Raw genomic sequence first — 21,796 nt, 5'->3', positions numbered from 1 at the left:
TGAATTATTAATTTAGGCCCTGTTGACGGCGATGATGTGCAATTGCTGCAACAATAATAGGTCGTAGCTTATCTACCTCATTGGTGGCAGTGAGCGTTGCTGAAATAGGTTTATTAGGCGGTATGATAGGCGTTATTTCTAGGAATAATTTTGTGATGATTTTTGAAATGCCAGTAATGGCAAAAATGAGAATAAGTAAAAAGATGATTACAAATCCCATACCTGAGAACATCAGGTTAATACCCTCTTGAAAAAGTTCTGATTCTGTCATGGTTACCTCATTTTTTTATTTTAATTTTATATATCTTACTAATTTTTAAGTTAAAAAAAGTTGAAACAGATCACATTCTATACGACGCTTTTATAAAATCCGCAGATAATTTCCATTTTCTTGTTGAATTAATTCTTGTAATTCAAGTTCTAGCAGTTGAACTAATAATTCATTGATAGTTAAATTTGTTTTTTCAGCTAAATGATCAATGCTAATAGGAACACTAGAAATATGTTTGTATAATTCAGGATAAGTGGGAAGCGGTTTCTCTTTTATTGTTAATTTTGGGCGTGGGGATAATGAATAGGCCGCTGAAAAGTGCGGTAAGTTTTCTAAAATATCTGAAACTTGTTCAACTAACATTGCACCTTGCTGGATCAATTTATGGCAACCTTGGCTAGATTGATTTTGAATATGGCCAGGGATAGCAAACACCTCTCGATTTTGTTCCACCGCATAATTGGCTGTTATTAATGAACCGCTGCGTTCACTGGCTTCGACAATTAAGGTGCCTAAGGATAAGCCACTAATAATCCGATTACGGCGAGGAAAATTTTCTGCTAAAGGTGGATGAGTGGGAAAAAATTCAGAAATTAATGCGCCTTGATTTTCAATAATTTGTTGAGCTAATTTTTTATGTCGACTTGGATAAATATGTGATAAGCCAGAGCCAATTACCGCAATAGTTTGACCTTGTTGTTCTACTACTGCTCGGTGGCAAAACCCATCAATCCCCAGGGCTAGTCCACTGGTAATGATAAGCCCTGCTAAGGAGAGCTCAGAGGCAAAATATTTTGCCCAGTATTCGCCATAATCAGAACAATTACGGCTACCCACCATGGCAATTTGAGGCTGATGTAAAGTATCAATATTTCCTTTAATAAATAATATTGGTGGCGCACTATTAATTTGTTTTAACAGCTCGGGATAGCTGGCTTGTTGAAGATGAATAATCTGTTGATCTGCCTGTTCTGCCCAACGGTAAGCGGGTTCAAGGTATTTCATATTAGGATGAAACCATGCTTGAATTTGTTTTTCATCCCAGCCCATATGATGTAATTGTTCAGCATCATAATCTTGTAAGGTCTGTAAATTAATATGATGAAGCATTTGTTGAATATAGCGACTACCGAGTTTTGGTACCTGCATCAGACGGAGTAATATTTCCGTGGTTTTATCCATAAAATTTACCGTAGGTTATCAAGCGATTAGATTAAGAATTATAAAGTGCGGTAAATTTTGGGAAAATTTTTAGGCAATTTTTTTATTCTTTTTGCGATCTTAGTCGCATAATTGCAATTATTTTTACAAATTTTTATGTATTAATTATTCTAAAGTTTCCCAAAATGCTCTGATTAAAGGTTGCTGAAGATATTTTTTCTGTACACACACTCCAAGTTCAAAAGGCGCAACAGGATTATCTAATTGAAAGATTGATACTTGTGAACCAATCGGGCTATTTTTTATCACGGCATCAGGCAACATCGCCAAGCCACAGCCTAGCGCAACCATTGGCACAATTCCTTCATGGCCTGCAACCGTAGCATAGATTTTAGGATGTTTAATTTTTTTATGTACGTTTAGCCAATATTCAATTCGCTGACGAGCATGGCCTTGCTCAGGGAAAATAAAAGGCATTTGTTGCCAATCAATAGGATTTTGTTGCAGTAAATATGTGGCAGGACAAGCAATACGAGGGGCAATTAATGACAATTCTAAGTCATCAATTTTATGAAAAGCAATAGAGCTCGGTAAATTATCAGGTTTCCCAGCAATGGCTAAATCCACTGTTTGTGATTGTACTAAACCTAGCGCCGAGGCGGGATCGCCTGTCATTAATTTAATTTCTACGAAGGGATAATGCGTTCGGAATTTTTCAATGATTTTCGGTAAATGACTATAAGATGCCGTGACTGAGCAGAATAATCGGAGTTCTCCTGATAATTGGGTTTTATCTATCTGTAATTGTTGTTTGAATTGTTGCCATTGATACCAGTTTTGTTTTGCAAAAATTTGGAATTTCTCACCGCAGTCTGTCAGCGCTACACGGCGATTATCTCGTAAAAATAAAGGCTCTCCCAATTCCTCTTCCATGCGTTGGATTTGACGAGAGAGAGTTGAAGTGGACATATGGTTTTGTACCGCAGTTTTACTAAAGTTTTTTGATTCAGATAAATGCAGAAACAATTTGAGATCATTAAAATCCATAAAGACTCCTTAATTTATGTTGCAATAATTGCAATATTAAGTTCCGATAATATCAATTTACGCAATATAAAGAAAGCGTATAATCGTTTACATAATATATAAAAACAGTATGCAAACTAAACATAATACAACTTACCAAACAAGCTGATGCGAGGAGCAATCAATGTCTAATTATTTCAATACTCTAAATTTACGTCAAAAACTTGACCAATTAGGCCGTTGTCGTTTTATGGACCGTGCTGAATTTGCAGAAGGTTGTAACTACTTAAAAGGTAAGAAAATTGTCATCGTTGGTTGTGGTGCGCAAGGTTTAAATCAAGGGTTAAATATGCGCGATTCTGGTTTAGATGTAAGCTATGCATTACGTGCAGCAGCAATTGCGGAAAAGCGAGTTTCATTCCAACGTGCGACAGAAAATGGTTTTAAAGTGGGTACATATGAAGAATTAATCCCAACGGCAGATTTAGTGATCAACTTAACGCCAGATAAACAACATTCAAAAGTCGTGGCAGATGTTATGCCATTAATGAAAAAAGATTCGGCATTTGGTTATTCTCATGGTTTCAACATTGTTGAAGAAGGTGAAAAAATCCGTGAAGATATCACTGTTGTGATGTCAGCGCCGAAATGCCCAGGTACAGAAGTGCGTGAAGAATACAAACGTGGTTTCGGTGTGCCTACATTAATTGCTGTTCATCCAGCCAATGATCCTCGTGGTGAAGGTATGGCGATTGCGAAAGCTTGGGCGAGTGCAACCGGTGGTGACCGTGCAGGTGTACTAGAATCTTCATTCGTAGCTGAAGTGAAATCTGACTTAATGGGTGAACAAACGATTCTTTGTGGTATGTTACAAGCTGGTTCAATCGCATGTTATGACAAATTAGTTGCAGATGGAAAAGATCCTGCATATGCCGGTAAATTAATCCAATTCGGTTGGGAAACCATTACTGAAGCGTTGAAACAAGGTGGCATCACATTAATGATGGATCGCTTATCAAACAGTGCTAAACTCAGAGCGTTCGAACTTTCAGAACAAATTAAAGAACATTTGAGCTTCTTATATTTAAAACACATGGACGATATTATTAGTGGTCAGTTTTCATCAACGATGATGGCGGACTGGGCAAATAATGATAAAGATCTATTAACATGGCGTGAAGAGACGGCAAAAACCGCTTTTGAAAATGCACCTAAATATGAAGGCAAAATTAGTGAACAAGAATATTTTGATAACGGTGTATTAATGGTTGCAATGGTTAAAGCAGGTGTTGAGATGGCATTTGATGCAATGGTTGCAAGTGGGATTTATGAAGAATCTGCATATTATGAATCATTACACGAGTTACCATTAATTGCTAATACCATCGCTCGTAAACGTTTATATGAAATGAATGTGGTTATTTCAGATACCGCAGAATATGGTAACTATTTGTTCTCTCATGTAGCAACACCAATTTTAGCAAAAGAAATTATTCCTAACTTACAAAAAGGCGATTTAGGTGAACCAACACCAACTGTGCTAATCGACAACGTGACTTTACGTGAAGTGAATGATGAAATCCGTAACCATCCTGTTGAATTAATCGGTCAAGAATTACGTGGTTATATGACTGATATGAAACGTATTGCGGTCGCTGGTTAATTTTTTTAATATACTCGGAAAGCTGTAGGAGCGGTCATTTTGATCGCTCTTTTTTAATTAAAAAGATAAAATCTGAGGGCGAGCAGTAATTTAGCCCAAGATGCATTAAATTTTTAGAAAATCTACCGCACTTTTTATGCGTTACAGTATCAATTCATATGCATATTCTGCTAAATGATAAGCAATTAACCACATCACAATGCCAATCAGAAAATCTAGAATCCGCCAAGTAATTGGATGTTTAAATAATGGAATTAATAAACGTGCACCATAGCCTAAGCTAAAGAACCAGAGGAAAGATGTGGTTATCGCACCTAATAAAAAAATAGGCTTTTCCGCTGCGGTTAAAGTACCAGATATTCCACCAATGATGGCAAAACAGTCTAAATACACATGAGGATTTAATAGCGTAACAGCTAGCGTCGCTAAGATTGATTTCCAAGTAGAATCAATATCTGAGTCTGGATTTGAACTCAGTTGTAAAGCGGATAATCCTGTTAAAGCCGAACGAAATGCTCTCGCACCATAAACTAACAAAAAGACCGTACCGACAATAGCTAAAGCGACAGTGGCCATTGGGCTTTCACTAATTAAACTTCCTAAGCCTAATACACCCAATGAAATCAAAATCACATCACAAAGAAAACATGTAAAAGAGACGGTAAATACCTTTCTTTTAAGTAAACCCTGTTTTAGTACAAAAGCATTCTGTGCACCAATAGCAATGATCAAACTACCACAAACAAGAAATCCTCGCATAAAGATTTCCATAACATACCTCATTATTATCAACGGATTGAAATGATCCAGTTATTTTATAAAGTAAAGATAAGAATTCAACATTATTTCCTTAATTTTAGCCTTATAACGTAGTACACTACTAGCATTATTAATGACTTAGCGAGGTAACCATGAAGCCTTATTTAATTGCTCCTTCAATTCTGTCTGCGGATCTTGCTCGTTTAGGGGAAGATGTTAAACATGTATTAAATAGTGGGGCAGATGTGATTCATTTTGATGTGATGGATAATCATTATGTGCCTAATCTCACTTTTGGTCCCGCAGTATGCAAAGCATTACGTGATTATGGCATTGAAGCGCCTATTGATGTTCATCTCATGGTGAAACCTGTTGATCGTATCATTCCCGATTTTGCGAAAGCGGGAGCTAATTATATTACATTCCATCCAGAAGCTTCAGAACATATTGATCGCAGTTTACAGCTAATTCGTGATCATGGATGTAAAGCTGGTTTAGTTTTCAATCCTGCGACGCCACTGAGCTATTTAGATTATGTTATGGATAAAATTGATGTGATTTTATTAATGTCGGTAAATCCTGGCTTTGGTGGGCAATCTTTTATTCCTGGAACCTTAAATAAATTAAAAGAAGCGCGTAAACGTATTGATGAAAGTGGCTTAGATATTCGCCTTGAAGTAGATGGTGGAGTGAAAGTGAATAATATTGCTCAGATTGCCGCAGCGGGTGCAGATATGTTTGTAGCGGGTTCAGCTATTTTTGACCAACCTGATTATCAAAAAGTCATCCAAGAAATGCGCCAGCAATTAAGCCAAATTCAAAAATAATTAATAAGGATAAGTAATGAGTTTACAATTTAAATTAATCGGTTTTGATCTAGACGGAACTTTAGTCAATAGCCTGCCTGATTTAGCACTTTCCGTAAATAGTGCATTACAAGAATTTGATTTACCACAAGCTTCAGAAGAATTAGTTCTAACTTGGATCGGTAATGGTGCTGATATTTTAATTCAGCGAGCATTAACTTGGGCAAAAGAACAATCAGGTAAAAGCTTAACTAAAAGCGAAATTAGTAAACTAAAAGAACGGTTTAATTATTTTTATGGTGAGAATTTATGTAATATTAGCCGCCTTTATCCAAACGTTAAAACCACATTAGAAAAATTAAAAGCACAAGGTTTTATTTTAGCTGTTGTAACCAATAAACCAACTCGTCATGTACAACCTGTGTTATCTGCTTTTGGTATCGACCATTTATTTAGTGAAATGCTTGGTGGACAATCCTTGCCTGCGATCAAACCTCACCCAGCACCATTATATTATTTATGTGGTAAATTTGGTTTATACCCACACCAAATATTATTTGTCGGTGATTCAAAAAATGACATTCTTGCTGCACATTCTGCGGGTTGTCCTGCAGTTGGCTTAACTTATGGGTATAATTATAATATTCCTATTGCTGATTCTCACCCTGATTGGGTCTTTGATAATTTTGCAGATCTACTAACTATTTTATAATCGCCAAAAGTGCGGTTCAAAAAAGAAAAATTTAAGGAACATGATAATGACTAAACCAGTTGTCTTAAGTGGCGTTCAGCCATCAGGTGAATTAACTATCGGTAACTACCTTGGTGCATTACGCCAATGGGTAAAAATGCAAGATGACTACGACTGCTTATTTTGTATTGTTGACTTACATGCAATTACGGTACGTCAAGACCCAGAAAAACTGCGTAAAGCTACGTTAGATGTCTTAGCACTTTATTTAGCTTGTGGTATTGATCCTGCTAAAAGTACAATTTTCATTCAATCTCATGTTCCAGAGCATGTTCAACTTAGCTGGGTGTTAAATTGTTATACCTATTTTGGTGAAATGAGCCGCATGACTCAATTTAAAGATAAATCAGCACGTTATGCAGAAAATATTAATGTGGGTTTATTCACCTATCCAGTCTTAATGGCTGCGGATATTTTGTTATATCAAGCTGCGCAAGTCCCTGTTGGCGAAGATCAACGTCAACATTTAGAAATTACACGTGATATCGCACAGCGTTTTAATGCCTTGTATGGCGAAGATCAATTCGTGATTCCTGAAGCATTCATTCCAAAAGCAGGTGCTCGCATTATGGCATTACAAGATCCTGAGAAAAAAATGTCTAAATCAGATGATAACCGTAATAACGTTATCACCTTATTAGAAGATCCAAAATCAGTAGCGAAAAAAATCAAACGCGCTATGACAGATGGCGATGAACCACCTGTAGTAAAACATGATGTAAAAAATAAAGCTGGCGTATCTAACTTATTGGAAATACTTTCTGTGATCACAGATAAATCAATTCCGCAATTGGAAAAAGAGTTTGAAGGGCAAATGTACGGCCACTTAAAAACAGCGGTCGCAGATGAAGTGGTTGCAATGTTAACGACATTACAAGAACGTTTCTATCACTACCGCAATAATGAAGAGCTACTTAACAAAATTGCAGCCGAAGGTGCAAAAAAAGCGCGTGCTCGTGCAAAAGCCACTCTAGACAAAGTTTACAAAGCAGTAGGTTTTGTACCTGTAGCTGAATAATCTATAGGAAAAAGAGAATATAATTTTTTATACCTTAAAAGCTTATTTCAAGACCAACCAATGCATTAGCGATATTAAGCCTGATGCATTGGTAAATTTGCGTAAAAATTAAGTAAATAAAAGCGACTTAGGGGTAGTCGATTTTATTTTTCATCTTCTCGCCAGCCCATCAATAACCGATAAAACTCAATGTTAATTTAGAAATTTTCTTTGTTTAACTTCATTTTTCAAAAATGCCTAATCCTACGAGTTAATCTATCTACTTTCCTGACACATTCCCATTATTGGGAAAATCGTCCGCACTTTTTACGCATTGATAGTCAAAATTTTCCAAATTGAAATAAATCATATTTTCAGGCTGAATGCCTTATGATTACAGATAATCCCGATACGGTATCAACAAAAACAGATTTTCTTGAACACCGAACGCTGAAATTATGTTGATGAAATTAGTATCTTTAAAGTGGCTACTTTTTTAAATTTAAAGTTTTTAATATACCTAAAATCTAATTTAATTTTGAATAAAGTTTTTAGTATAGTAGAAATTTTTTTTTTAAATTAGGATAAGATTTTATCTATACCCATAATAATTTGATTGAAATTTATGTAAAATCTCATCTTTCGCAAACAATATTTGGAGAAAATCACGCCATTTATCGGCAAAAAATTGATTAAAGTCATCACGGGACAACGTCGTGTTGGTAAGAGCTATCTGTTATTACAACTGATGGAAAAAATTAAACAATCAGATAATTCCGCCCATATCATTTATATCAATAAAGAAGATTTAACATTTTCCCCTATTAAAACTGCCCAAGAATTATCGGATTTTATTTTAGAAAATAAAAAACCTGGCGTAAAAAATTATATTTTTATTGATGAAATTCAAGAAATTAGCGAATTTGAAAATGCCTTACGATCATTATTATTGGACGATGAATTGGATTTATATTGTACGGGTTCAAATGCCAATTTATTATCCAAAGACATTGCAGGTTCATTGAGTGGGCGAGCGATTGAAATTCAAATTTACAGTTTGTCTTATGTTGAATTTTTGGAATTTATGCGATTAGATGATAATGCTAAATCCTTGAATTTATATTTTAAATATGGCGGATTGCCGTTTTTAAAAGAATTTCCATTGCAAGATGAAATTATTTTTGAATATTTAAAAAATATTTATTCAACTATTGTTGTGCGAGATATTGTTAATCGCTATAACATTCGTAATGGTTTGTTTTTAGAACAATTAACACAATTTTTAGCAGGTAATATTGGTAATTTATTTTCTGCCAAAAAAATCAGCGATTTTCTAAAATCACAAAAAATCAATATATCCAATAGTCAAGTGCAAAATTATACCGAATATTTGAATAATGCTTTTTTAATTCACAAAGTACAACGCTATGACATTGAAGGAAAACGCATTTTTGAAATTGGTGAAAAATATTATTTTGAAGATTTAGGGGTTAGAAACAGCTTGATTGGTTATCGTATTTCTGACCGTGCCAAAATATTGGAAAATATGGTGTTTCATCATTTAAAAATTGCTGGTTTCACTGTCAAAATTGGCGGATTAAATGCTCAAGAGATTGATTTTGTTGCGGATAAAAATGGCGAGCGGATTTATGTACAAGTCGCTTTAACCATTGATAGCGAAAAAACTGCCGAGCGAGAATTTGGTAATCTATTAAAAATTCAAGATAATTATCCAAAATATGTGGTTACGCTTGATGAATTTGATGGAAATAGTGTGAATGGGGTGAAGTGTTTGGGGGTTAGGGAGTTTATTGGGGAGATTTTGGGTGTTTAGATTGGATAAATATTTTTAATCAACTATGTTGAAATTTTGTCAGACAATCCAAAATATAAATTTTTTGTGTATTTGTGGTGTGGGTTAAGGTTACGGTTTATTGATGTTGTTTCATTGGTATTTTCCTGTTTTTAAAGGGATTTCTTATTTTCAGGCTGCCTGAAAACTTTATTTGTCATCTTTGATCTGCCCCTAAAAGTTGGACTAAACAACCAACTGATTAAGGTGCAGATCACAAGCGGTCATTTTTTTCGTGTATTTTGCAAAACTCAACAAAAATCCCACCGCTTTCAATTTGACCCAATGCTTTTGCTAATCGCCCCAAAAGTCAATTTTTCCTGACCGCTCTTATTTTTTAGCCGTAAATTTGTTAAAATATCCACTAAAATCATTCAATTTACTACATTCAAAGGACAGCTCAAAATGTCAATCCCAGCCCAAGAATCATCAACACTCGCCAATTTCATCTGGAAAAATGCTGAAGATTTGTGGGGCGATTTTCCGCATACCGATTTTGGCAAGATTATTTTGCCCTTTACTGTGTTACGCCGTTTGGAATGCGTGTTAGAACCCAACAAAGAAGCGGTTTTGACCGCCTACAATCAATACAAAGACAAAGGCTTAATGCTGGACGAAATTTTAAAAACCACCAGTGGCACGCCGTTTTACAACACATCTTAAAGAGATCCAACATAACTACTACAAATAATGTAAGATAAATGGGCTTTTTGATGCGGGAAGATGCTGTACTATGTGGGACTATATGTAATTTCATTACACTATTTGAAAAAGAGAAAGCCTAAATTTTTAGGCTTTTTCTTCATTTAATAGCTGGTTGATTTGGTTCAGCGTTTTTTGCTTTTCGTGTTCTAGCTTGCCTAGCTTTTTATAGAGTGATGATAGAGAAAGGCTATCAAAATCTTCTGTGGTGATTTGGGCTAGGAGTTCGTTTGAATTGCCTTTTGCGGTGTAGCCGTCTTTTTCTTTTAGATATTGGGTATAGCGGTGAATGGTGCTTTTGCTTACTGAATAGCCTTGTTGTTTTAGCCAGTCGCTCAAAGCGTGGTATTGCCCGTAGTGATTCGCTCTGATTTGCTCTTGTAAAGCGGTTAAAATAGGTGGTGGAAGTTTAGCAAGTTTTGCCATTTTGTATTCTCCTAGATAGTAAAAAGCCCGATTATTATCGGGCTAATAGGAGAATTGTTATCAGGGGGGCTACTCATTGATTTTAAATTGGTTTAATAATGCTTGTTTTCTTTCCAAATATTCAATGATTTTATCTTGCTCTGCTATAACTGCCTTTATCCTTTCTGTTTTTTCTTCTAAATGTGCTATTTCTGCCTTCTTAGCATCAAGCAGTATTTGGTTTTCTATGATTTGTTGTAATCTATATTTTATTAAGGCTTGCATTTCATCTAGCGTTAAATGTGAATAAATCATAAAGCCCCCATTTTTAAATCTTCTAATAACACGTCTAATTGCTCTACTTGCTTGCTCGCTGTGTTTGCAATCGCACGAATTAAACGGGCTACGCCTCCGCTATCTATTTGCTCTCGTCCATTAAAAGAAGAAAGTAACTCATCTAGCGTTTTAAGGGCGTGAATTTGATCCCGTAAGTCGCAAGTTAATTCTTGACAGTCTAAAATCATTGATTGAGTCGTCATTTTTACGCCCCCTGTAAACTTTCGGCTAATTGATTTAATCTTTTTACTTGTTGATCGGCTTTTTTAGCTGTTTCATTTGTACGATTGAGTAAATCATATAAAGGGCTAATAAGGCTCGCAAGTAAGTCGGCTAAATAGTCGCTATTCAAGGTTGAATGCGTTTTAGCATCGTTTAATAAACATCCAATCATAAAAAAGGAATTTTTCATTCTTTCCATATTGATAAAATCATCTTCACTTAATAAGTAATGATAGTCAGTATGGAAAAATTCCTTTAAAAAGGCTTGCGTTTCTGTGTTAAATTGCTGTTGTTGAATGGTTTGCTCAATCGGGCTGGCTTGCATACGTTCTAACACAAAATGCACGCAGGCTTTCACGCTATAATTGACTTCATCGGTCATTTTTTGAATATAAAGCAACATTGCTTCAGCCGTTAAGCGGTAATCTATGACGCCTTTTCCGTCTAAGCCATAAAACGGAACATAATCAACATTTAATCGAAATTGTAAATAATTAAGCAGGGTATTGAGTGCTACAGGTGGGCGGAAAGGTAAGCCTAGTTTAGAACTAAATTCACTCACAGAAAAAACGGCTTGATGTTTACCGTTAATCACTTGAGAAAGCGAAGTAAAAGCGGGACGGATTGATGTGTTCATAACGAACTCCTTACTAAATTTTCGAAATTTTCCCTTAAATAAGGGTGCCAAGAGGTTCGAAAGCCCTAGTAAGTAGGCTGGAGTTATTCCCCTTGCGGGTGTTGTATTCCTCGCCCTCTCGGCATTGAGTTTAAAAAATGGTATGTTTTCGCCCTAAAATTGGTAAATTTCAGGTACAAAAAAACCGCTTGTCTATCGGGTGCGGTTATCCGCTTACTAATAAGGTTTCGACACCTTGAGAAGAACTATAATTGAATCTGTGTTATAATACAAGCAGAAAAATAAGATAAATTTTAAAATCACCGACATGTCGGGAGTTTTTCCGACAGTCGGAAAAAATGTAATATTTTAACTTGTTGATATTTATAGTTTTATTTTCTATTAGTTTTCTGACGGTCAGAAAAAAAGTCACGACGGTCGGTAATTTCATAGCAAAATGATAACAAAACTCGTCACGGTGACGGGTTTTATAGTGTAAATGTCTTGCATTTATTAGCTTTACATATTTAGAAGTCGTCACTGTGACGAGTTTTTAAGATGGTTATGCATTAGAACGACTTACCGTAAGTAGCTACAGATTTATCAAAATTGGTAACTTGTCACCAGTCTCAATCTATAACTATTTGATTTTATTTATATAAAAAAGTGAAAAGTGGTAACCTATTGCCACTTTATATTAAAATTTACTGCTTACTGTAAGCGGTAAATAAAACTTGTAACCGTAACAGAAAAAGTCCTAACTGTTAGGACTTTTTCTGTTAATCAAAATTGCTGACGTGTCAGCAATTATTTTATAATTATACAATAAAATCAAATGGTTAATTATTCAAAATTGCTAACAGGTCAGCAGTTTTCTAGTTATTAAAACTCTTAACTGTTATGTATTTTTCTGTAACCTGTTACAGTTTTCAAAACTTCCAACGGTTGGCGGAAAAAAGTGGTAACTGTTACCGCTTAAGCAATAAAAACTGGTGACGGTCAGTAGTCTATAATTGCCAACACCGGCAATTCAAAAATAGATAATCCCATAATTTTCAATAAGTTATAAAGTTAAAAATAACCAACGTCGGTTATTTTACTTAGAAAAAGTGGTGATCGCCACCAATTCTAAAAAATGGTAACCGTTACCAGAAACCCACCAACAGTTAGTAGTTTTGCGACGGTCGCAGTCTTTTCCTATATCCTTTCCTTGATTTATCTAACTTTATTCATTTTATTTTGTGCGACAGTCGCAAAAATCCTCTTTTCATGCCTTTCAATTTCAAAACGCCCTAAACAGGCGATTTTAACTTATCCGCTATATTTGTTTATAAACGTTTATAAACGCCTATTTTCTTCTCTTTTTGCCTTTCTGTTGAATACGTGGGGCGTTTTTGTGTGTTGGTTTTCTTAAAGCAGTTTAAAAGGCTGGTTTAGTAAACTAGTTTATAGTTTCTCCATTCTTAAGCGATAGGGGAATTTATAGTGGGAAAATCAAAAACAGTAAGTGCAAGTAGAACATTTAACGCCTTTATCGAAAGCTTATCACTTTCAATTAAAAAGGCTTTAGAAAAAGGCGGAACGATTGAAGAGATGACAGAAGTCGCTTTAAAAGAAATCAGTTTCTTAAATTCTGGCATTAATATTTATTTTCCGAAAACAATTAAAGTCAGAATGCGATCCGATGAAATCAAGCAAGGCATTATTAAGGACTTTAACGGTAACAATCATAACCAATTAGCCGTGAAATATGATGTTTCTGTGCAATGGGTTTATAAAGTATTAAGAGAGAAATAACGCGATGAAATTGATTGAAATTTTTAAAGCGGGCAAGCGGAAAGATGCTAACGGCGTAGAAGTAGATATTACGCCTGCCGATTTGCAACAAGTGGTAAACGCTTACGATGTAGATACATTTGAGGCCCCTGCGGTGATTGGGCATCCAGAACATAATCATCCTGCTTATGCGTGGGTGAAAGGGTTGAGGCTCGATAATGATGTATTAAAAGCGGAATTTCATCAAGTCGATCCCGCTTTCTCTGAAATAGTGAAAAATGGGCGATTTAAAAAGGTTTCCGCCTCGTTTTATTTGCCTGATAGCGAAAGCAATCCGAAAAAAGGCTTTCTCTATTTGCGTCACGTTGGCTTTTTAGGGGCGATACCGCCAGCGGTGAAAGGCTTAAAAAATCCAATTTTTGCCGAAAATGAAGCGGGCGTGGTGGATTTTTCAGATTATGAAAATGAACTTTCAGAACTGGAAAAATTAAAAGCCGAAAATGCACGCTTAAAAAATCAATTAAGTGAAAACCAAATTTCAGATTTTACCGAAAATTTAATTAAGCAAGGGAAATTAGCCCCTAAAGTACGGAAAGAAGCCGAAGCAATTTTGCATTATGCCGAACGCATAGGAAAAGGCGAAACGCTTGATTTTAATGAAGGCGAGAGCCTACTGCAAAAAGTGCAAGATTTTTTAACCGCTCAACCGCAAATTATTACATTTTCCGAAGTTGCAACGAAAGAAAATGCGGTAAGCAAAACAGAAGAAGATTTTATTCAATATGCGGAAAATACGCCGCCTGAAATGATTGAATTAGATCAGAAAATCCGAACCTATGCCAAAGTAAACAAAATCAGTTATACCGAAGCATTTGATATTATCTGTAAACCAAGAGGAAAATAAAAAATGAGTTTAGCCGATAAACGTATTCAAGATCCAGTTTTAACCGAATTAGCTCAGGGTTATTACAATAACGAATTAGTCGCTGAAGCCTTAATGCCAGTAGTTGAAATTGAAAAAGAGGCGGGGCGTATTCCACAATTTGGGCGTTTAGCGTTCCAAGTACGTTCAACGGTGCGTGAATTGCACGGCGATTCTAACCGCTTAACGCCTGAAGATGTGACCTCTTTAGCGATTGAATTAAAAGAACACGATATTGAATATCCTATTGATTATCGTGAAGATAATGATGCAAGCTATCCATTAAAACGTTTTGCCGTTCGCACGGTGCAGGATGTAATCGCTTTAGGGCGAGAAGTAGAAGTGGCAAAAATTGCTCAAAATCCTGATAACTATTTAGATTCAAATAAAATTGAGCTATCGGGAACCAGTCAATTTACGAATGCAAAATCAAATCCGCTAAAAATTATTGATGAAGGCTTAAATGCTGTTTCTTCAGTGATTGGTAGAATGCCGAATGTTTGTGTGATTGCCTCTGATGTGTGGGCAGTGTTAAAAGAAAATGAAACATTATTAGAACGTATTAAATACACCCGTACGGGTATTTTAACGCCTGCAATTTTTGCGGAATTGATTGGGGTTGATGTGGTAAAAATTGGTTCAGCCTCGCAAGAAAAAAACGGTAAATTAGAAAAGATTTGGTCTAATTGCATTGTTTTAGCTTACGTTCCGCAAAAAGAAGTAAAACAAGGTAGCCAACAAGAACGCAACATTTTCGAACCGTCCTACGGCTACACCGTTCGCCGTCAAAATGGCTTATTTGTGGATACCTACCAAGAAAAAGGCGGTAAAGTAGAAATTATCCGTTGTACCGATATTCACGCTCCGCATTTAGTGGGTAAACCTGCTGGATATTTGATTACAGGTTGTGTTAAATAGCATGTTCAACTGGTTTTTAGTTGTTGTTCTACTGCTTTTATTTGTTATAAAGGGCATAAAATGCTTTATGCAACGCAATACTATTTCAGTTATGGTAAACGGTAAAATGAAGCATTTTAATTTAGACAAATTATCAGTAGAAGAAATCAAAGAGTTAAGAAAACTACTCACTAAATAGATTTTACCTTTCAATTAGTTGTTTGCTTGCACCTTCATAAAAGGTTTTCTACTAATTGGAAAACGTCACTAAAGACGCTAAAAAGCGAAAAGGGCTTTTACTCTCCTTATAGTAAAAGCCCTTTTTTGTGTAATAACGTTTCAATATATGAAAGTTTTGTAAAAGTGATTTATCTCGTTTTTTCGTGATGGTTATCTCGCTCGGGTTTAACATCTAGCTACCATTTGGGCAATTTGGGCGGTACGCAAACTCGGGCAAATCTGGAAGATTATTTGACCTTTTTCTCGGAAAATGTCCGCCAAATTTTTGAAAAATTTGATTTTTACACCGTCATCAAAAAATTGGACGAAGCCAATTTACTGCTCAAAATCTGCCAAAATTTTGCCAGCACCGATTTGCACCCCAACGCCGTTTCCGACCGCACAATGAGCAATGTTTATGAACATTTAATCGCCAAATTTGGTTCAGAAGTCGGCACAGGGGCGGAAGATTTTATGACCCCACGCGACATTGTCCATTTGTCCGCCACGCTGTTATTAGCCCCTGATGATGATTTGTTTGCAGGCGAAAAAGGCTTAATCCGTACGCTGTATGACCAAACTTGCGGTACGGCTGGATTTTTAACCGATATGATGAACTATGTGGCAGGCTATGCCGAACAAGGCAAAATCGCCCCCACTTTCATTCCCTTTGGGCAAGAGTTGCAGCCTGAAACCTACGCAGTGGCGGTGGGCAGTATGCTGTTAAAAGGCTCGGCGGAGCGTGATTTGTCCGCCAATATCAAACTCGGTAGCACGCTGTCTGATGACCAATTTATGGGCAGACGCTTTCATTATCAATGTTCCAATCCGCCCTTTGGCAAAAAATGGGAAAAAGACGCCAAAGCCGTGCAAGCCGAACACGATTCCAAAAAAGGTCGCTTTAACGCAGGTTTGCCCAGTATTGACGATGGAGCGATGTTGTTTTTACAAAACTTAATCGCTAAATTGGAATTGCCCGAAAATGGCGGTGGGCGTGGAGCGATTGTATTATCAGGTTCTCCCTTGTTTAATGGTGAGGCAGCATCTGGTCCAAGTGAAATTCGCCGATTTATCCTAGAAAACGACTATTTAGAAGCGATTGTCGCTTTACCAACCAACATATTTTTCCGTACGGGCATTGGCACTTATGTTTGGCTGATTTCCAACCGCAAACCCACCCACCGCAAAAACAAAGTCCAACTGATTGACGCCAGCAATATGGCATCATCAATGCGAAAAAATGAAGGTAAAAAATCCAAATACATTTCCCAAGAAAACATTGACCAAATCACACGCATTTACGCCGATTTTGCCGAAACGCCGATTAGCAAAATCTTTGATTATCAAGAATTTGGTTATCGCCGTATCAAAACCATACGCCCCCTGCGTTATGTGATGACCATTGATGAAACCAAAATCGCCCAATTTACCGAAAACAAAGACTTCAAAAAATTAAACGATGAACAACAAACTTTATTTATCAATCATTTAAACACGCTTTCAGGCAGCCTGAAATACAGCGAATTTGTGCAAAAAGTGCTGGAAAAATCACCGCTTGCCAAATTGTCCAAAGCACTTAAAAAATCGTTGATTGCCCATTTTGGCGAAAAAGACGAAAACGGCGAAATCGTTGTGATTGACTTTGAGCCGCAATACGACAACGATTTATCGGATTACGAGCGTGTGCCGCTCACCGAATCGGTGCAAGATTATTTTGCCCGTGAAGTGTTGCCCCACGCCCCCGATGCTCAAATTGACCCCAAAGAAACGGACGAACAAGACGGAAAATTGGGCAAAGTGGGCTATGAAATCAATTTCAACCGCTATTTTTACCAATTTGAACAGCCACGCCACCCAAGCGAAGTATTGGCGGAAATTCAAACGCTGTCGGCAAAAGTATCGGCAATGCTGGCTGAATTTGGCAAGTAAAGGGGAAAATAATGAAAGCGTATGCAGAATACAAACCAAGCGGTGTGGAATGGTTGGGCGATGTGCCAAGTCATTGGAAAGCGGTTAAATTTGGGCAAATTTTTACCGAAAACAAAATCAAAAATAAAGGAATGATTGAAAATAATTTATTATCATTGAGTTATGGCAATATCATTGAAAAAAATATTGAAAATGCCAAAGGTTTAGTGCCTGAAAATTTTGAAACTTATCAAATTGTTAATCCTAACGATATTATTTTTCGCTTTACCGATTTACAAAATGATAAACGCAGTTTACGAAGTGCAATTTCAAAATTTCGTGGCATTATTACATCGGCTTACATTTCAATTATTTATTCCGTGCTTATGATTTGATGAAAGTATTTTATTCAATGGGCGATGGAATGCGACAATCATTGAAAATGGAAGAATTAAACCGCCTTGTTTTATTTATCCCCAGTGAAACCGAACAACAAAAAATCGTCGATTATCTTGACCGCCAAACCGCCCGTATTGATACGCTGATTGCCGAGCAAAACCGCTTAATTGAATTGCTTGCCGAACAGCGAAAAGCGGTGATTAGCCACGCCGTAACCAGTGGTATCAATCCCAACGCCACAATGAAAAAGAGCGGTGTGGAATGGTTGGGCGATGTGCCGAGCCATTGGGAAATTAAGCGGTTGAAATATGTTTCTAATATAAATTTACAAACTTTACCTGAAAATACAGATAAAAATGCTGTCATTCAATATGTTGATATTGGTAGTGTTTCACTTGAAAAAGGCATTGAAAAAGTAGAAAAATTTATTTTTGGCGAAGCTCCATCTCGTGCAAGACGAATGGCAAAAACAGGCGATATAGTGGTTTCAACAGTAAGAACTTATTTAAAAGCTATTGCAACAGTTACTGATGAATTTAAAGATTGTATTTTTTCAACTGGATTTGCAGTTGTATCATCAAAAGGCAATATTAACAGCAGATATTTAACAAATTGTTTGAAAAGTGATAGTTTTACAAATCAAGTAACTTTTTATTCAAAAGGATTGAGTTATCCTGCGATAAATTCATCTGATTTATCAAATTTATATATCGCCATTCCCCCATTATCCGAACAAAATGAAATTGTGGCTTATATTGAAAAACAAACTGCTCAAATTGATGCCCTAATTGCCGAGCAAAATCGCTTAATTGACCGCTTAACACAATACCGTGCTTCGCTAATTTCGGCGGCGGTTACGGGAAAAATTGATGTTCAGGCAGCCTGAAAAAAGGAAAATCCAAAATGTTTAACGACACTTCCCACCAAGAAAAACAATTCCAAAACCGCATTATCAGCGAGCTTGAAAAACAAGGCTGGCTGGTTGGCAAAAGCAGTGAATACAATCAAAAATTTGGCGTGTATCCTGCTGATGTGATTGGTTTTATTCAAAACACCCAAGCCGAAAGTTGGGAAAAATTAAACCGCACTTACAAAAACAATGCCGAACAAAAAATCTTATCCGAATTGGATAAAGCCCTAAACAAACACGGCTGCCTGAAAGTGTTGCGAGACGGTTTTCAGATTGCAGGGGCTGGCATGGTTGAATTTAAAGCCCCAATGCCCGAAGACCAACGCAATCAAACGGTTATCGCCAAATACGCCCAAAACCGCCTGCGTGTCGTGCCAGAATTGGTGTATAACCACAATGAGCAAAACCGCATTGATTTGGTGTTTTTTATCAATGGCTTGGCGGTGGCAACCGTTGAATTAAAAAGCGAATTTACCCAAAAATTGGAAGATGCCATCAATCAATACAAAAACGACCGTTTGCCTTTTGATAAAGTTGCCAAGCGTGCCGAGCCGTTGTTGAGTGTCAAGCGTGGGGCGATTGTGCATTTTGCGATGACCGAAAGCGAAATCATGATGACAACGGAACTCAAAGGGGCGGATACGTTCTTTTTGCCGTTTAATCAAGGCAATAACGGACACAAAGGCAATCCGCCAAGCAAAGACGGCTATCCGACCGCTTATTTTTGGGAACAGATTTGCCAAAAGGATAATTAGCTGGCGATTTTTCATCGTTTTGTGTTTGTGGAACGCAAAACCGAAGGCGATTTGTTGGGGCAATTTAAAACCCAAGAGCGGTTGATTTTTCCACGCTATCATCAGTTTGATGCGGTTACCAAAATGCTTGCCGATGCCAAAGCCAATGGGGCAGGAATGAATTATTTGTGCGAACACAGTGCAGGCAGCGGAAAAACATCAACGATTGCTTGGACGGCTCACGGCTTGACACGTTTGCGTTATGATGATGGCGAGCCGTATTTTCACGGCGTGATTATCGTAACCGACCGCACGGTGTTGGACGCACAATTACAAGAAGCCGTCAGCTAACTTGAACATCAAAAAGGTTTTATTGCCACCATTAACCGAGACGACAAAGAAAACAGTGGCAAATCCAAAAGCCAGCAGTTAAAAGACGCTTTATTGGAAAATAAACCGATTATTGTGGTAACAATCCAGACTTTTCCGTTTGTAATGGAAGCGATTTTGACCACCAAATCATTATCCAACCAAAAATACGCCATTATCATTGACGAAGCCCACAATTCGCAAACTGGTTCAACAGCGTCCAAATTGCAAGCGACTTTGGCAATGGAATCCGCCGAAGAAATGGCAAATTTGACGGTAGAAGAATTGTTGGCAAAAATCCAGCAATCCAGAGTGAGACCCAAAAACATCAGCCATTTTGCTTTTACTGCCACGCCCAAACATTCCACTTTTACCCTATTTGGGCGAGCCACCGACAATGACGAAGTGCCACAATCGTTCCACAAATATACGATGCGACAAGCCATTGAAGAGGGCTTTATTTTAGATGTGTTAAAAGGCTATATCAGCTATCAAACTGCTTATCAACTGGGCGGTGAAAATCTCAATGACGGCAAGCGAGTGAATGTCAAAGATGCCAAACGCACGCTCGCCAAATGGCAAAATCTGCACGCCACCAATGTTACCCAAAAAGTGCAATTTATCTTGGCACATTTTCATCACAATGTTGCCCATTTGCTCAACGGTCAAGCCAAAGCAATGGTGGTTACCAGTTCTCGCCCTGCGGCGGTGCGGTATAAATTGGCGTTTGAGAAATATTTAAAACAACAGCAATATCAAGATTATCGTGTGTTGGTGGCGTTTTCAGGCAGCCTGAATGGCAGTCAAATCAAACACGCCGATGATACCAAATTTGGCGATATATTTGATTTTGCCGATGACGCTGAATTTACCGAAAGTTCAATGAATCCAAAAGGCGATTTGCGTAAAGTGTTTGATGAACCTGAATACCGCTTGATGGTGGTTGCCAATAAATTTCAAACGGGGTTTGACCAACCCAAATTGTGTGCGATGTATTTGGACAAAAAAATTGCCAATGAAGTGGAAGTCGTACAAACGCTTTCACGCCTGAACCGCACAAGCAAAGGCAAAGACACCACTTTTGTAGTGGATTTTGTCAATGACCCAAGCTGGATTAAAGCCTGTTTTGCCAAATACGATAGCGGTGCAGAAATTACCGAAATCCAAGACCCACAAGTGATTTATGATATTAAAGATGATTTGGATAAATTAGGCATTTATGATGATTCGGATTTGGCACAGTTCAAACAAGCCAAATTTGCCACCGCCAAAATGCTTGCCAATAATCGCAATGATGAAAAACAACATCAGGCATTGTTTGCAGCAACCACGCCAGCTATGGAGCGGTTTAATCACCGATTGCACCAATTACAAAATGAATTGCTTCAATGGGAAAATGCGTTTGAATCCGCTAATCAAAAAGGCGATGAACACGGCAAAAACCAAGTTGAAGAACACCGAAAACAAACCGATATTGCCTTAAAAAATTTATTGAAATTCAAAAGCAATTTGGCAAAATTCAGCCGTGTGTATCACTACATTGCCCAGCTTTTGGATTTGGGCGACCCAGAATTGGAAAATTTTGCGGCATTTTGTAAATTGCTTGCCAAACGCTTGGACAATATTGGCAAAGATGAAATTGATGTGTCAGGCTTGATTTTGACAGGTTACGCCATTCGTCAAAATGAGACTGATAATTCTGAACTCACAGACGACAAAGAAACCTTGCGACCGATTTCAGGCAGCAGTGGTAATCAAGAATCGGCTGATAAAAAAGATTATTTGTCTGAAATCATCAAAATGTTGTCATCAGCATTTGGCGATGTAACTAGCACAGATGACCAAAAGCAATTCATCAATCATTTGATGACGATATTGGCAAAAGATGATGTGTTAATGGCACAGATTGAAAACAATCCCGAAGAAATCGCTTTGCAAGGCAAATTACCCGAAGCAACCACAAAAGCAATCATTCAAGCCTTGTCATCACACGAGAAATTAGCGACATTGTTATTGCAAAAAGACAAACAGTCGTTGAATACGGTGTTGATGGTGTTGTATCGTTTGTTGAAAAATGGGGATAGCCTTTAATGTG

22 protein-coding genes and 1 pseudogene are annotated in these 21,796 nt (G+C 37.2%); 15 read left to right on the top strand and 8 right to left on the bottom strand.

The genetic code is table 11. The features are described 5' to 3' along the window. Positions 1 to 7 precede the first annotated feature (7 nt). The 3 genes from HMPREF1052_RS07895 to ilvY form a co-directional block, all read right to left on the bottom strand. Complete coding sequence (locus HMPREF1052_RS07895; protein ID WP_040596444.1) at positions 8 to 271, bottom strand: oxaloacetate decarboxylase subunit gamma; 264 nt, start codon at positions 269 to 271, stop codon at positions 8 to 10. A gap of 90 nt (positions 272 to 361) precedes the next feature. Then, positions 362 to 1,453, bottom strand: coding sequence for a DNA-processing protein DprA (dprA, locus tag HMPREF1052_RS07890; protein WP_005761095.1), 1,092 nt, complete (start codon positions 1,451 to 1,453; stop codon positions 362 to 364). Between the two features lie 144 nt (positions 1,454 to 1,597). After that, complete coding sequence (gene ilvY / locus HMPREF1052_RS07885) at positions 1,598 to 2,479, bottom strand: HTH-type transcriptional activator IlvY (protein ID WP_005761136.1); 882 nt, start codon at positions 2,477 to 2,479, stop codon at positions 1,598 to 1,600. 163 nt (positions 2,480 to 2,642) lie between these two features. On the opposite strand from ilvY, the gene ilvC reads away from it, so the two are divergent. Continuing rightward, positions 2,643 to 4,121, top strand: coding sequence for a ketol-acid reductoisomerase (gene ilvC / locus HMPREF1052_RS07880; RefSeq protein WP_005761157.1), 1,479 nt, complete (start codon positions 2,643 to 2,645; stop codon positions 4,119 to 4,121). Between the two features lie 141 nt (positions 4,122 to 4,262). On the opposite strand, the gene HMPREF1052_RS07875 is transcribed toward ilvC, so the two are convergent. Then, positions 4,263 to 4,892, bottom strand: a complete 630-nt coding sequence (locus HMPREF1052_RS07875; protein WP_005761155.1) for a LysE/ArgO family amino acid transporter — start codon at positions 4,890 to 4,892, stop codon at positions 4,263 to 4,265. A 140-nt stretch (positions 4,893 to 5,032) separates the two neighbouring features. On the opposite strand from HMPREF1052_RS07875, the gene rpe reads away from it, so the two are divergent. The 5 genes from rpe to HMPREF1052_RS07850 all read left to right on the top strand — a co-directional run bounded on the left by rpe (position 5,033) and on the right by HMPREF1052_RS07850 (position 9,949). Further along, positions 5,033 to 5,707, top strand: a complete 675-nt coding sequence (gene rpe / locus HMPREF1052_RS07870; RefSeq protein WP_005761160.1) for a ribulose-phosphate 3-epimerase — start codon at positions 5,033 to 5,035, stop codon at positions 5,705 to 5,707. A gap of 16 nt (positions 5,708 to 5,723) precedes the next feature. Beyond that, the gene (locus HMPREF1052_RS07865; RefSeq protein WP_005761116.1) at positions 5,724 to 6,398 is read left to right on the top strand and encodes a phosphoglycolate phosphatase; all 675 of its coding nucleotides are present in this window, start codon (positions 5,724 to 5,726) and stop codon (positions 6,396 to 6,398) included. 46 nt (positions 6,399 to 6,444) lie between these two features. After that, positions 6,445 to 7,455: a tryptophan--tRNA ligase gene (gene trpS / locus HMPREF1052_RS07860; RefSeq protein WP_005761142.1), complete on the top strand. Its 1,011-nt coding sequence runs from the start codon at positions 6,445 to 6,447 to the stop codon at positions 7,453 to 7,455. A 634-nt stretch (positions 7,456 to 8,089) separates the two neighbouring features. Continuing rightward, the gene (locus HMPREF1052_RS07855) at positions 8,090 to 9,268 is read left to right on the top strand and encodes an ATP-binding protein (RefSeq protein WP_005761130.1); all 1,179 of its coding nucleotides are present in this window, start codon (positions 8,090 to 8,092) and stop codon (positions 9,266 to 9,268) included. Between the two features lie 423 nt (positions 9,269 to 9,691). Continuing rightward, a complete protein-coding gene (locus HMPREF1052_RS07850; RefSeq protein WP_005761125.1) occupies positions 9,692 to 9,949 on the top strand; it encodes a type I restriction-modification system subunit M N-terminal domain-containing protein in 258 nt (85 codons plus the stop codon). Positions 9,950 to 10,075: 126 nt separating this feature from the next. Here the strand turns inward: HMPREF1052_RS07850 and HMPREF1052_RS07845 are convergent, their stop codons facing one another. From HMPREF1052_RS07845 to HMPREF1052_RS07830, 4 genes are all read right to left on the bottom strand, one after another. Further along, positions 10,076 to 10,414, bottom strand: coding sequence for a phage protein Gp27 family protein (locus HMPREF1052_RS07845; protein WP_005761179.1), 339 nt, complete (start codon positions 10,412 to 10,414; stop codon positions 10,076 to 10,078). A gap of 69 nt (positions 10,415 to 10,483) precedes the next feature. After that, entirely contained in the window at positions 10,484 to 10,708 is a 225-nt protein-coding gene (locus HMPREF1052_RS07840) for a restriction endonuclease subunit S domain-containing protein (RefSeq protein ID WP_005761152.1), read from the bottom strand. After that, positions 10,705 to 10,932 (bottom strand): hypothetical protein, encoded by a 228-nt coding sequence (locus HMPREF1052_RS07835; protein ID WP_005761135.1) that lies wholly within the window; start codon positions 10,930 to 10,932, stop codon positions 10,705 to 10,707. The genes HMPREF1052_RS07840 and HMPREF1052_RS07835 overlap by 4 nt, the downstream gene beginning before the upstream one ends. 2 nt (positions 10,933 to 10,934) lie before the next feature. Continuing rightward, positions 10,935 to 11,588 carry a hypothetical protein gene (locus HMPREF1052_RS07830; protein WP_005761178.1) on the bottom strand — a complete coding sequence of 218 codons (654 nt, stop codon included), beginning with the start codon at positions 11,586 to 11,588 and terminating at the stop codon, positions 10,935 to 10,937. Between the two features lie 1,464 nt (positions 11,589 to 13,052). Between HMPREF1052_RS07830 and HMPREF1052_RS07825 the strand changes: the two genes are divergently transcribed. The 9 genes and pseudogenes from HMPREF1052_RS07825 to HMPREF1052_RS11665 all read left to right on the top strand — a co-directional run bounded on the left by HMPREF1052_RS07825 (position 13,053) and on the right by HMPREF1052_RS11665 (position 21,792). Further along, positions 13,053 to 13,364 (top strand): Mor transcription activator family protein, encoded by a 312-nt coding sequence (locus HMPREF1052_RS07825; protein WP_005761112.1) that lies wholly within the window; start codon positions 13,053 to 13,055, stop codon positions 13,362 to 13,364. 4 nt (positions 13,365 to 13,368) lie between these two features. Beyond that, positions 13,369 to 14,247, top strand: a complete 879-nt coding sequence (locus HMPREF1052_RS07820; RefSeq protein WP_005761102.1) for a hypothetical protein — start codon at positions 13,369 to 13,371, stop codon at positions 14,245 to 14,247. A gap of 3 nt (positions 14,248 to 14,250) precedes the next feature. Next, positions 14,251 to 15,183, top strand: a complete 933-nt coding sequence (locus HMPREF1052_RS07815) for a hypothetical protein (RefSeq protein ID WP_005761164.1) — start codon at positions 14,251 to 14,253, stop codon at positions 15,181 to 15,183. Positions 15,184 to 15,594: 411 nt separating this feature from the next. Continuing rightward, complete coding sequence (locus HMPREF1052_RS07810) at positions 15,595 to 17,310, top strand: HsdM family class I SAM-dependent methyltransferase (RefSeq protein ID WP_196793380.1); 1,716 nt, start codon at positions 15,595 to 15,597, stop codon at positions 17,308 to 17,310. A gap of 11 nt (positions 17,311 to 17,321) precedes the next feature. Beyond that, on the top strand, positions 17,322 to 17,684 hold the full coding sequence (locus HMPREF1052_RS11390) for a transcriptional regulator family protein (RefSeq protein WP_005761185.1): 363 nt from the start codon (positions 17,322 to 17,324) through the stop codon (positions 17,682 to 17,684). 29 nt (positions 17,685 to 17,713) lie between these two features. Next, positions 17,714 to 18,574, top strand: a complete 861-nt coding sequence (locus tag HMPREF1052_RS07805) for a restriction endonuclease subunit S (RefSeq protein WP_196793379.1) — start codon at positions 17,714 to 17,716, stop codon at positions 18,572 to 18,574. Positions 18,575 to 18,591: 17 nt separating this feature from the next. After that, the gene (locus tag HMPREF1052_RS11385; RefSeq protein ID WP_005761184.1) at positions 18,592 to 19,353 is read left to right on the top strand and encodes a type I restriction endonuclease; all 762 of its coding nucleotides are present in this window, start codon (positions 18,592 to 18,594) and stop codon (positions 19,351 to 19,353) included. Between the two features lie 21 nt (positions 19,354 to 19,374). Then, a pseudogene (locus HMPREF1052_RS11670) lies at positions 19,375 to 20,178 on the top strand (DEAD/DEAH box helicase family protein); the annotation flags it as partial. Positions 20,179 to 20,379: 201 nt separating this feature from the next. Next, entirely contained in the window at positions 20,380 to 21,792 is a 1,413-nt protein-coding gene (locus tag HMPREF1052_RS11665) for a type I restriction enzyme subunit R domain-containing protein (RefSeq protein ID WP_407946246.1), read from the top strand. Positions 21,793 to 21,796 lie beyond the last annotated feature (4 nt).

The sequence above is a fragment of the Pasteurella bettyae CCUG 2042 genome, from assembly GCF_000262245.1.
In the GTDB taxonomy this organism is placed as follows: Bacteria; Pseudomonadota; Gammaproteobacteria; order Enterobacterales; family Pasteurellaceae; genus Basfia; species Basfia bettyae.
This window is presented reverse-complemented; position numbering and strand designations above follow the sequence as displayed.